This window comes from Pseudocitrobacter cyperus (genome assembly GCF_039889165.1).
Lineage (GTDB): Bacteria > Pseudomonadota > Gammaproteobacteria > Enterobacterales > Enterobacteriaceae > Pseudocitrobacter > Pseudocitrobacter cyperus.
The window spans coordinates 241,651-252,444 of sequence record NZ_JAYMYY010000006.1 but is presented as its reverse complement, the minus strand read 5'-3'; the positions used below and the strand labels follow the sequence as shown (position 1 = coordinate 252,444).

Annotated in this window: 13 protein-coding genes; 3 read left to right on the top strand and 10 right to left on the bottom strand. The window is 54.4% G+C overall.

The window, feature by feature from the left end:
- Window positions 1–1,091, top strand: a 1,091-nt coding sequence (locus VSR74_RS18990) for a flagellin (protein ID WP_347796160.1), incomplete at its 5' end; no start/stop codon positions are given.
- 141 nt (window positions 1,092–1,232) lie between these two features.
- On the opposite strand, the gene VSR74_RS18985 is transcribed toward VSR74_RS18990, so the two are convergent.
- The 3 genes from VSR74_RS18985 to VSR74_RS18975 form a co-directional block, all read right to left on the bottom strand.
- Complete coding sequence (locus VSR74_RS18985) at window positions 1,233–3,128, bottom strand: methyl-accepting chemotaxis protein (protein ID WP_347796159.1); 1,896 nt, start codon at window positions 3,126–3,128, stop codon at window positions 1,233–1,235.
- Window positions 3,129–3,193: 65 nt separating this feature from the next.
- Window positions 3,194–4,357, bottom strand: coding sequence for a methyl-accepting chemotaxis protein (locus VSR74_RS18980; protein WP_347796158.1), 1,164 nt, complete (start codon window positions 4,355–4,357; stop codon window positions 3,194–3,196).
- A 111-nt stretch (window positions 4,358–4,468) separates the two neighbouring features.
- Entirely contained in the window at window positions 4,469–4,960 is a 492-nt protein-coding gene (locus VSR74_RS18975; RefSeq protein WP_347796157.1) for a DoxX family protein, read from the bottom strand.
- Window positions 4,961–5,408: 448 nt separating this feature from the next.
- Between VSR74_RS18975 and VSR74_RS18970 the strand changes: the two genes are divergently transcribed.
- Both VSR74_RS18970 and VSR74_RS18965 read left to right on the top strand, forming a co-directional pair.
- Window positions 5,409–6,218, top strand: a complete 810-nt coding sequence (locus tag VSR74_RS18970) for a winged helix-turn-helix domain-containing protein (RefSeq protein WP_347796156.1) — start codon at window positions 5,409–5,411, stop codon at window positions 6,216–6,218.
- Window positions 6,184–6,708: a hypothetical protein gene (locus VSR74_RS18965; RefSeq protein WP_347796155.1), complete on the top strand. Its 525-nt coding sequence runs from the start codon at window positions 6,184–6,186 to the stop codon at window positions 6,706–6,708. Before VSR74_RS18970 ends, VSR74_RS18965 begins: the two co-directional genes overlap by 35 nt.
- A gap of 6 nt (window positions 6,709–6,714) precedes the next feature.
- On the opposite strand, the gene fliR is transcribed toward VSR74_RS18965, so the two are convergent.
- Genes fliR through VSR74_RS18930 form a run of 7 tightly spaced genes read right to left on the bottom strand, consistent with a single transcriptional unit; the run spans window position 6,715 to window position 10,773 of the window.
- Window positions 6,715–7,494, bottom strand: a complete 780-nt coding sequence (fliR, locus tag VSR74_RS18960; RefSeq protein ID WP_347796154.1) for a flagellar biosynthetic protein FliR — start codon at window positions 7,492–7,494, stop codon at window positions 6,715–6,717.
- Window positions 7,494–7,763, bottom strand: a complete 270-nt coding sequence (fliQ, locus tag VSR74_RS18955) for a flagellar biosynthesis protein FliQ (protein WP_347796153.1) — start codon at window positions 7,761–7,763, stop codon at window positions 7,494–7,496. The genes fliR and fliQ overlap by 1 nt, the downstream gene beginning before the upstream one ends.
- Before the next feature lie 9 nt (window positions 7,764–7,772).
- On the bottom strand, window positions 7,773–8,501 hold the full coding sequence (gene fliP / locus VSR74_RS18950) for a flagellar type III secretion system pore protein FliP (protein WP_347796169.1): 729 nt from the start codon (window positions 8,499–8,501) through the stop codon (window positions 7,773–7,775).
- An 8-nt stretch (window positions 8,502–8,509) separates the two neighbouring features.
- Window positions 8,510–8,878: a flagellar biosynthetic protein FliO gene (fliO, locus tag VSR74_RS18945; protein WP_347796152.1), complete on the bottom strand. Its 369-nt coding sequence runs from the start codon at window positions 8,876–8,878 to the stop codon at window positions 8,510–8,512.
- Entirely contained in the window at window positions 8,878–9,261 is a 384-nt protein-coding gene (gene fliN, locus VSR74_RS18940; RefSeq protein WP_347796151.1) for a flagellar motor switch protein FliN, read from the bottom strand. The genes fliO and fliN overlap by 1 nt, the downstream gene beginning before the upstream one ends.
- Before the next feature lie 7 nt (window positions 9,262–9,268).
- Complete coding sequence (gene fliM / locus VSR74_RS18935; protein ID WP_347796150.1) at window positions 9,269–10,261, bottom strand: flagellar motor switch protein FliM; 993 nt, start codon at window positions 10,259–10,261, stop codon at window positions 9,269–9,271.
- A 5-nt stretch (window positions 10,262–10,266) separates the two neighbouring features.
- Window positions 10,267–10,773, bottom strand: coding sequence for a flagellar basal body-associated FliL family protein (locus VSR74_RS18930; protein WP_347796149.1), 507 nt, complete (start codon window positions 10,771–10,773; stop codon window positions 10,267–10,269).
- Window positions 10,774–10,794 lie beyond the last annotated feature (21 nt).

Sequence of the window (10,794 nt, the reverse complement as noted above, 5' to 3'; positions counted from 1 at the left end):
GGTCTGAAATCACCATCCAGATTGGTGATAAAGACGGCGATACCATCGATATCAAACTGAACAAACTGGATATGCAGACCCTGGGTCTGGATTCGTTTATGAAAGACTTCGAAGATATCGGTATTACTGTGAATGGTGCAGGAATGACTACCGGTAGCCAGTACGATAAAGCTGCAAAATCTCAACCTGTAGGGGCTGATACGGGTCTGGTGACGAACACGGGTGAAAACTGGAAGGTCAACAGTGACGACGCCGCACTGATTGCCGCAGCAATCGGTGGCAGTATTCCTGCGGATAAATTGTTTATTTACGTCCATGAAGATACTGACGAAGCGTTTGCTTATTATCCCGAAGGAAACAAACTCTTCAAATTAGATACGACTCAAATGACGTTTCAGAATGACGGGGGTACCACGGCTAAGATTCAGACTGTCACCAATGCTCATCTGCAGGAAATTACCGATATCGCCGACATCGATATGATAACGGCGGGCCCAACGTCGCTGGAATCCCCTAAAATTCTTACAGAAGGGGACACATTCGAGTCGGTGAGTGGTGCTCGGGTTACGCTGGATAAAACCACGCTGGAAAATATTTCTCAGCGGATCTTCGGGCAAGACGCGGACTCTTCAGACATGCATATTGTCTCTGTATATGACAGAGCCTGGGGCGTGAACAGATTTTTTGCTTACGGTGATGATGGTAGCGACTCGCTGGTAAAAGAGATTGAGTTTACCAGCCCGACAAATTTCACTGTTCACCCAACACGATACCATGACGTTATATTTGTCAAAGATGTGGTCTCCGATGCCCGCACAGATGACCTGTTGGCCAAACTGGATAACGCCATCACCCAGATCGCCGACTTCCGTGCCGACCTGGGTGCCGTTCAGAACCGCTTTAGCTCCATCATTGCTAACCTGAACACCAACATCATCAACACCACCGAAGCGCGCTCCCGTGTTCAGGATGCGGACTTCTCTGTTGAAGTATCTGCCATGAGCCGCGCCAACATTCTGCAACAGGCTGGCGTCTCCGTACTGGCGCAGGCCAACCAGGTTCCTCAGAACGTCCTGTCCCTGCTGCGTTAATCCGCACTACCGCTTCAACCTGTAGTTACACGTGTTCGTTACGTGTTGCCCTCTCCCCGGAGGGCTTTTTTTTGTCTGCGGATTAGACAAAGATGACGCCGGGTAAGGTGTAATAAACAACACCTTACCCGGCATTCACCATTACACCTTAAAGCGGTTAACCACGCTTTCCAGTTCAGCGGACTGCTCTTCCATCGCCCTGGCCGACTGGGAAACATCCGCCACCAGCACGGCGTTCTGCTGGGTTGCCCCTTCAAGCTGGCAGACAGCAACATTCACCTGTTGAATACCGACACTCTGTTCACGGCTGGCGGTCTTCACCTCTTCCATCAGAGTGGAGACCTCATTCACCGCCATCACCAGGGTATTCATGGTTTCTCCGGCGTCCTGCACCAGGCGGCTGCCCTCCTGCACCCCCGTCACCGCATCGTTAATCAGTTCGCGGATCTCTTTCGCCGAACTGGATGAGCGCAGCGCCAGGTTGCGCACTTCGGTTGCCACCACCGCAAACCCGCGCCCCTGCTCTCCGGCTCGCGCGGCTTCAACCGCCGCATTCAGCGCAAGGATGTTAGTCTGATAGGCGATACCGTCAATAACGCCCACAATATCGGATACCCGACGTGAAGAGGATTCGATATAACTCATTTTTTCAACGGCCTCCTCCATCAATGCGGCACCCTGCCCGGCGACGGTCGCAGCCTGCGTCGCCAGCCGGTCGGCATGCTCGGCGTTATCGGCGTTGTTGGCCACAATACCGGCAATCTGTTCCATAGAAGCGGCGGTTTCAGTCAGCGATGCGGACTGCTCTTCGGTGCGCACTGATAACGACTGGTTGCCTTCTGCAATCTGGTGCGAGGCCTCGGCGATGGTTCGCGTGCTGCCCCGTACCTGCTGCAACAGCCCCTGTAAATAGGCCATAAACGTATTCACGTTGTGGGCAATCGCGTTCAGTTCCTGGCTGCCGCTTTCAGGAAGGCGGCGCGTCAGGTCAGCTCCACCAGAAGAGAGCGCGGCAAGACGGTCACTCACGCTGCGCAGGTTGCCCATCACCAGTCGCACGGTCAGGATCAGCACCGCCGCCAGCAGCAGCAACAGCGGGATTTGCACCGCACCGAGACGCCACAAAATATTGTCCGTTTGTTTACTCAGCAGGCTGCTGCGGGTATCCGTCGCCACAAACCAGGGGCTACCGGCAATAGGGAAAACGAAAATGGTGTGCTCTCCGTCGTCGGCGTTGTAAAGCCGCTCCCGCGTGTTGTTGCCCGCCTCGGCGAGCATCTCCTGCAGGATAGCGATTTCAGGCCCCGGCAGTTCACTGATGTTTTTAAGCGCCGGCGTTTTATCCGTGGCGCGGCTGTATCCCACGATGTTGCCGTTGGCCTCAACAATCAACACGCCGCCTTCCAGCGGCTCGGCAATTTTTTGCGCAAGCTGATTAAAAAAGCCCAGCGTCACGTCAAGCGTTGCCACGCCCCACAACTGCCCATCGCGCCAGACGGGCATCGCGCAGTTGGTTCTTGGCTGCGGGCTTGCGGCATCAATATAAGCCGCCGCCCAGGCACACTGCCCTTTTGCCGCATTGAGCCCGGCTTTAAACCACGGCTGCTGCCAGTAGTCAGGCGCATCCGGCTGATTCCAGGTCGTGTTAAGGCGTAGCTGGTGCTGGTTATCCCGGGCAAAAAAGGTGCTGAATTTTGCGATACCGGGTTCACGCTTTCCGGGTAACGGCCAGACGCCGCCGCCAAACAGGTTTGCGTCGCCGTACTGATTAACCAGCCCCGGCAGCAAGCGGTCGATATCCATGCTGTCCAGTTGCGCGACGGTTTCAGTCAGCCCGCGCTGCTGCGCCTGTACGCGCGCCATCAACTGCGAGATAGCGGCGGCCTGTTCGCCAATCTGATAGTGCACCCGGCGATACTCATCACTGAGCAACGACGGCGCAACGAAACGCATCACCACCCAAAGGGTTAGCGAGATAAGCAATAAAAAGAATGCAGAGACCAGCAAAATGGCTCTGCTTTGAAGGGATTTAAACATAACTATCAACTCTAAAAGGAAAAAAAGAATGTCATCCCCCACCCGCAGGTGAGGGATAAATTGGCTTAATGGTTTGAGCGCTGCAGCAGCGTATTGGCGACGGTATAGACCTCTTCAATCAGGACGCTGTTATTGTGGGCAACGGACGGCGCGCCGTTTTGCGCCTGCATCATCGCGTCCTCAATCAGCGCCCTTAGCTCTTTCGATGAGCGTGCGCAACGGCTGGCCAGATTGCGTGACTCGACGGCGAAAATGCCCTCTTCGTTATGCAGGGAATAGCTATAGGCGCGGCTCGCCAACTGCACCAACGTGCCGCTGCTGCTGGCTATTTTTTGTGCGGCGTCGTGCAGAGTATTCATGGCCAGCACCACGTTGGTGGCGCTGTCGGTTAAGGTTGCCAGCAGGTTGGCGCTCGCCTCTGGTACGTGCAGCAGGCGTTCATTTTCCTGAGCAATGGCGGTGGCGGCTTTGGCAATCTCACTCACCTGCTCGCCCAGTTCCTTCATCAACGGCGGCAAATGCGCGCCCTGCTCGCTTTTCAACTGTGACGGCAGTTCTTCATTAAGGCGGGAAAGGTGCAGATTAAGGCTGCGTAACAGGGTGAGAGTGGAGACCAGCAGCAGCGCCGCCAGCGGCCAGGGTTTGTGTAACAGGATACCGGGGCGCTCCCCCATGCGGCGGGTGGGGACGTCGATGGCGATAAGCCACAAGGTCTCCGCCACCGGCTGCACCACCAGCGTATGTTCACCGCTGGCGCTGCGAAAACGGGTGTGGCGCAGCCCCTCGCCGGACTGTGACAGCAGTGCGCGCAGGGGGACGGCCATCGGCAGGTCGCTATCATTGAGTGATTGCACATTGGGAGCCCCGGCGGCATCACCGATGATGCGCCCGGTGTTTTCAACAATCCATACGCGCCCGCCGAGACGCTCTCCCATCTCTTTAACGAGAGAGTTGAAAAACTGACGGCTACTGCCTGTCTCTTCGCTAATATCCGTATCGCCCGGCGCGCTTTTATCCAGCGCGAAGCTTTTCAGCGTTACCACGCTTTCGGTCATGGAGCGCTGCTGCGCTTCAACACGATCTAACTGCTCGCGCAACTGTGCGGCCAGCGTATCGACCTGCGAACGCAGACGCTGCCCCTCCGTGCGAATAAACCACGGCATAACGCCGGACTGCACCAGAATAAGTAAGGTGATAAAAATTATGACCAGTGTGACTGCATAAATCATGACATCAGCGCCCGTAAAAAACGGCAGCACCGCGCTGCCTTTAAGGGGCTATTTTATTATGCAGGGGGGAGGAAATATGCCCTTCAAACCGTTGATAACAGCGCATTCCTGTTATCCTTCGATAAAAACAATTCTGCGCATGTTCTGCCAGCGTTTGACCAGCCAGCCGTCAAGACTGTAGAGCGTTCCCCCCCAGGCGATCAGCAGCAAACTCAGCACCATGTAGAGCGTCTCCGGCAGATAAAAAAGCCAGCTTAACCATGCCATGAGCGGCAAACCGTGCGGAATGGTATAAACACCGATAGTCACCAGCGCCACGCTGCTGATAATAAACAGCGTCAGGGCGCTTAAACGGCTGAACAAGCCTAACGTGAGTAACATCCCCATGCTGCATTCCAGAAAAGAGACCACTACCGCCATCACCGCCGGAAAAGGGATTCCCGCATCCTGCATGGTATCCGCCATCAGCAACTGATTTTCGGTCACGAATAATTTATTGAAACCGGCAGTAAAGAAAAATACCCCCAGTACCAGACGGGCGATAAAAACGGGAAACATGGCCGGCGCGCCGGACGTTTGCATACAACGTTTTAAAGTTAACATCTGCCATCCTTGTAAAATACGGATTAATAAATTCAACGACATGCGTTAAAGCAGTATAAATCCCCTTGCTCACTGCGCAACCGCTGGCGCGGCATTATCCATACAATTAATAATTCTTTGCGTATTAAAATTTATTAATTACCAATAATTGTTGCGAGTTATTATCACTACCACAGACATAACCCTGCCATGCGCAATAAACTAACTGATTGGTTTTAATAAGATTAAACTTAAATATCGTTAAGTAACATGAATAACAAGGTTATTTCCGCAACAATTAATAACCTTAATCGATCCGTGGTTGATATTACATAGTGGTTGCAAAAAGGCGAGCTAAGACATAAAAAGCATATCGCTTAGCCCCTCCGGCTAGCAATAAATTGTATTCATTACTATTAATTACAATAAGCAGTAGCAATACCCATTTCACCAGAAGAATCACATAATTATGATTAATAACATTGCGATTGGATCGTTAATCACGCTGGATCTCCAGACACGCGTCCTCGCCCGCACCGACAATGAAGCGTCCGTCACTCTGCCGCAAAGCGCATGTCTGTGTCTTGCCGCACTGATCGATGCGGGCGGAGAGGTACTCTCTCAGGAACAGTTGATGGATATCGGCTGGCGCAGCGCCGGCGTTGAAGTGACAGATAATAGCGTCCGGGTCATGATAACCAAACTACGGCGCGCATTCGTCCAACTGGATATGCAGGACGCCATTACACTGCTCGCCGTCACGCGCAGCGGCTATCGTCTTATCGTGCGCGATGCCGACAGTGACCCCCTGCCAGCCCCCACAGTACCGCCAACAGCGCCGCCGGAAGCCGAGGAACGCCCCACGCCTGCTGAAGAAATAACGCCGCCCGCGCGCCCGCACAGCAAGATAGCGCCACGGATACTCATCACGCTGGGCGGGCTGTTAACGGGCATCGCGCTGGCGATGGTTCTGCGCAGCGTTTTCGATTTAAGCCCCCAGCCCATAAACTTCGTGCGCTGGGATGGGCCGGGTATTCCGCCCAACACCGTGGTGATGGTGCAAACGGATAAACAGGAGCAACGGGCGCTGATTGAATCCACGCTGCAAACCTACACCCAACACGTACTGGCAAAACGCCCCTCTGAAAAACCGGCAGGTGTGCTGTACGTAACAACCGGGTCAGAGAAAATGAGTAAATTCCAGGGCCTTATCGCCTGCCAGCAACTCTTTAAGGATTCAGGGAATGACTGCGAATCGTTCTATTTTCGCCATTATTAAATCCCCGCTGACCCTGCTGTTTCTTGGCGGTATGGCGATCGGGCTGGGCGGGATGGCGTTTTATGCCTTCTCTACCTCGCCGTACAAGGCGGTGTGCATTGCGCCGACCTCCTATTACACCATTGTGGATGATAACAATGCGACGCTTGCCCGCGGCATCTACCGCTCTTACCGCGACGATATGTTCAACGGCCATTCAACCTATATCGGCAGCATCAGTCATTTTAAAGACGGTAAGCTTGAGGGTCGCCCAACGGCGGTGAATCGCGAAGTGCGCTTTGGCGTCGATTTTAGCGGTAAACGGATCCAACTGACGGTCGAAAGCCAGCATCGTAAACTGGGCGATCAGAGCAGCGATCGGGACATCAGGGACTATATCTTCCCGCAAATCCTGCCTGGCGAAGTGGCCACCAGCACGCTCTATCTGCTGGACAACCGCGTGCTGGCCTCGGGCACGGAGACCGTCGCCCGTATTGCCTGCACCAATTAACCCTCGCTACACCAGCGCCTGAAGCAGCCCGGCCAGGTTATCAAACCCCAGGGCCATCAGGCGCTCAAAGAATGGTGCCAGCGTTTGGGCAATCAGGAATAGCGCCAGCATGCCGAAGGTAAGCGTAAGCGGGAAGCCGATAACAAAGACGGAAAGCTGCGGCGTCAGGCGGTTTAACAACCCGAGGATGAAGTTGATGCACAGCAGCAGCGCAATGATAGGTAGCCCCAGCATCAGCCCCTGGCTGAAGATAATCCCTGCGTGAGTCACCAGATAGAGAAAACCGCCCGCATGCAGCGGCGTGGCGTTAATCGGCAGGGTCTGGAATGATTCAGCCAGCAGCGCCAGCAGCCAGAGATGACCGTTAAACGCCAGAAACAGCAGCGTTACCAACAGATTGAGAAAACGGGAAATGACGGGGCTATTACCGGCGCCGGGATCGAAGAAGGTAGCGAACGACAGCCCCATCTGCATGCCAATAATCTCGCCGGACATACGCACGGCGGCAAAGAGCAACTGCAGCGTCAGCCCCATCGCCGCGCCGATAATAACCTGCTTCGCTGTGACCCACACCCCTTCCCAGGAGTAGAGCCCGACCTGCGCATCCGGCAGCGTACCGCCGATGAGGATAGCCGTCAGCAGCGCAAGGCACATCCGCAACCGGGTGCTGATGCTTTTCTCACCGAAGATCGGCGCCACATGCAACAACGCGCCCAGACGCACCAGGATAAAGAAATAGTGACTGACCAGCCCGTAGAGCTGATCGAGGGGAAGTCCAAAGGCCATCAGCCGATCACATAAGGCAGGCTGGCAAAGACCGAGCGGGTATATTCAATAAAGATCTTCATCATCCACGGGCCAAGCGCCACCGCGATGCCGACGATCATCAGGATTTTCGGGATGAAGGTCATGGTCATTTCGTTGACCTGCGTCGCGGCCTGCAAAATACTGATAATCAGGCCCGTCACCAGCGCCGCCAGCAACAGCGGGCCCGAAACCATCAGCCCCACTTTAATGGCCTGCATGCCAATGACCATTACGCTTTCAGGGGTCATGTGAATCTCCTAACTGTAAAAACTCTGGGCCAGCGAGCCCACGAGCAGTTGCCAGCCGTCGACCAGCACAAACAACATCAGCTTGAACGGTAGTGCAATGGTGGTTGGCGGAACCATCATCATCCCCAGCGCCATCAAAATGCTCGCCACCACCAGATCGATAATCAGGAACGGAATAAAGATGGTAAAGCCAATCTGAAAAGCGGTTTTCAGTTCGCTGGTAATAAACGCGGGCACCAGAATACTGAGCGGCACCTCTTCCGGTGAGGCGATGTCCGGCGTTTTTGCAATGCGGGCAAACATCGCCAGATCGCTTTCGCGGGTCTGGTCGAGCATAAAGGCGCGTAGCGGCTTCACCCCTTCCGCCAGCGCGGCCTCCATGGTGATTTTATTTTCCTGCAACGGCTGCCAGGCTTTTTCGTAGATCTGGCTGAACACCGGCGCCATCACAAAGAAGGTCAAAAACAGCGACAGGCCTACCAACACCTGGTTCGGCGGCGCGGTCGGCGTGCCGAGCGCGTTACGCATTAAGCCCAGTACAATGATGATGCGGGTAAACCCGGTCATCATCAGCAGTACGGCAGGGATAAAGGTAAATCCGCTGAGCAGCAGCAGGGTTTGCACCGGCAGCGTCCAGCCGCCGTCACCCGCTGGCTGGCCGAGCGTAATGTCCGCGTTTGCCGCCATCGCGCAGGCGGCAGGCAGCATCAGGCTGATGGCGAGAAGCAGCCGCAGCATCCGACGACTCACTGTTCACCTCCCGGACGGTACTTCTGGCGCAGCTTGTCGAGCATCAGCGGGAAGGCCGTCGGAGCCGTTTCCTGCACTGCGTTCTCCGGGCGAGCCTGAGTGGCGAGACAGGTTATCTGCGAAGCGGTGACGCCCAGCACTAAACGCTGTTCACCGACATCGACAAGCACCAGGCGCTCACGCGGCCCCAGCGACTGGGTCGCCACCAGCGTCATGTTTCCCCGGGCGTCATTCAGCCGACGCGCCAGGCCGCTGCGACGTGTCACCCACGCCAGCACCACCAGCAGCAAAACAATCAGCGCCAGCGCGCCGCTGACCGTCATAAATACCGAGCTTGTAGCCGGAAGTGAATCAGTGGCGTTCATTAGCGGCTCAGACGGTGCATGCGTTCAGATGGGGTAATGATATCCGTAATACGGATGCCGAATTTATCGGAGACCACCACCACTTCACCCTGAGCAATCAGATAACCGTTGATCAGAATATCCAGCGGTTCACCCGCCAGCCCGTCCAGTGACACAACTGACCCCTGGCTTAAGCGCAGCAGTTCTTTAATGGTCATCTTGGTGCGTCCCAGCTCCACGGTCATTTTGACCGGAATATCCAGGATCAGATTCATCTCGTCAGAAAATTGTGGTGCAGCCGTTGTGTCGGTAATTCCCGCCGCGTGCTGTTCGGTCATTGCATCGCCCCAAAGATTATCGATGGACTGATCGCCAGAACCCGATGAGGTGTTATTGTCGCTCATGGGGAAATTACTCCTTGTTTAATGATAGTAATGAAGGCTGCATGATTTGCTCGACCTTCAGGGCATATTGATTGTTAACGGCACCGTATTTGGCCGTGAAGACCGGGACGCCACCCACGCTTGCTTCGATAAACTCCTGCTTATCAAGCGTAATGACATCGCCTTTTTTCATCTGCATCACATTCGACAGCCGGGTGCCGATATCGGCAAAACGCGCCGTCAGCTCCAGCTCCGTTTCGCGCATCTGACTGGCCAGCAGACCACGCCACTGGGAGTCTTCCTGCCGGGAGTTATCCATCGGCGGGTTACTCAGCAACTCGCGCAATGGCTCGATGGTGCTGAAAGGGATACAGATATTGAACTCCCCGCGATGTGAACCAATTTCGACGGAGAACGGCGTCGTCACCACCACATCATTAGGCGATGAGGTGATATTGGTAAATTTCACCTGGATTTCTGAACGGATATATTCCGTTTTGATTTTATAAATCGAGCTCCAGGCAAATTCATATGCTTCGCGCGCCATCGATAGCATGCGGTGAATTACGCGCTGTTCGGTGGGAGTAAATTCCCGGCCATCGGCTTTCGTCGGAAAACGACCATCGCCGCCAAACAGGTTATCCACGGCCATAAACACCAGCCCCGGCGAAAGCGCCATCAGCGAAGTGCCGCGCAGCGGGTTAAGGTGCAGCAGGTTCAGGTTTGTCGGCACCGGCAGGTTACGGGCAAACTCGTGATACGGCTGAATCTTAATATTTCCCGCGGTAATATCCGGGCTACGGCGCAGCAAATTAAAAAGCCCCATACGGAACTGACGTGCAAAGCGTTCGTTGATAATTTCCAGCGAGTGCAGACGTTCGCGGATCACCCGACGCTGCGTATGCGGATCGTAGGGTTTTATTCCGGCATCGCTGCGGTTGTTCTGGAGATCGCTATTGCTGTCGGCATCTGCATTCAGCAACCGATCGATCTCATCCTGTGATAAAAAGCTGTCAGCCATAATAATTACCGCAGAATAAATTCGTTAATAAGGACATCAGTGACACGAATAGACTGGTTAAATGCCAGCGGTTTATCCAGTTCACCCTGAATAGCGTTAATCAGGCGACGTTTTCCTTCATCTGTCGCTAAATCTTCATAGGTCTGGTGAGTCAGCAACATAAAAAGACGGCTGCGATATTCCGGTAAATATTTTTCCAGAATCGCCAGCGACTGTGCTTCCGCAACCCGAATCGATAAGCCGAGATATAAAACGCGGTCGGCTTCATTTGCCGTCGGTTTCAGGCTGACGGTAAAGGTACTCATCGACGCATACAGCGGTTCAACCTGCACTGGCGCGGCCAGAGGTTTAACGTCGCCTTCTACAGCCACTTCTGCTGGTTTGGCAAATTTCATTTCCCAGAACAGGTAGCCCGAAAATCCGCACGCTACAACCGCAGTCAAAAACATGAACGTCATCAGAAGCGAGCGAGACCCTCCGCCACCGGCGACCTTTTTATTTTTATTACTCATTGAACGTACACCTGATAAATA

Bases quoted from the DNA above. Each gene is read 5' to 3' on its own strand.
- VSR74_RS18985 (WP_347796159.1), bottom strand. From the start codon at position 3,128: ATGTTTAAATCCCTTCAAAGCAGAGCCATTTTGCTGGTCTCTGCATTC.
- VSR74_RS18980 (WP_347796158.1), bottom strand. From the start codon at position 4,357: ATGATTTATGCAGTCACACTGGTCATAATTTTTATCACCTTACTTATT.
- VSR74_RS18975 (WP_347796157.1), bottom strand. From the start codon at position 4,960: ATGTTAACTTTAAAACGTTGTATGCAAACGTCCGGCGCGCCGGCCATG.
- VSR74_RS18970 (WP_347796156.1), top strand. From the start codon at position 5,409: ATGATTAATAACATTGCGATTGGATCGTTAATCACGCTGGATCTCCAG.
- VSR74_RS18965 (WP_347796155.1), top strand. From the start codon at position 6,184: ATGACTGCGAATCGTTCTATTTTCGCCATTATTAAATCCCCGCTGACC.
- fliR (WP_347796154.1), bottom strand. From the start codon at position 7,494: ATGGCCTTTGGACTTCCCCTCGATCAGCTCTACGGGCTGGTCAGTCAC.
- fliQ (WP_347796153.1), bottom strand. From the start codon at position 7,763: ATGACCCCTGAAAGCGTAATGGTCATTGGCATGCAGGCCATTAAAGTG.
- fliP (WP_347796169.1), bottom strand. From the start codon at position 8,501: ATGCTGCGGCTGCTTCTCGCCATCAGCCTGATGCTGCCTGCCGCCTGC.
- fliO (WP_347796152.1), bottom strand. From the start codon at position 8,878: ATGAACGCCACTGATTCACTTCCGGCTACAAGCTCGGTATTTATGACG.
- fliN (WP_347796151.1), bottom strand. From the start codon at position 9,261: ATGAGCGACAATAACACCTCATCGGGTTCTGGCGATCAGTCCATCGAT.
- fliM (WP_347796150.1), bottom strand. From the start codon at position 10,261: ATGGCTGACAGCTTTTTATCACAGGATGAGATCGATCGGTTGCTGAAT.
- VSR74_RS18930 (WP_347796149.1), bottom strand. From the start codon at position 10,773: ATGAGTAATAAAAATAAAAAGGTCGCCGGTGGCGGAGGGTCTCGCTCG.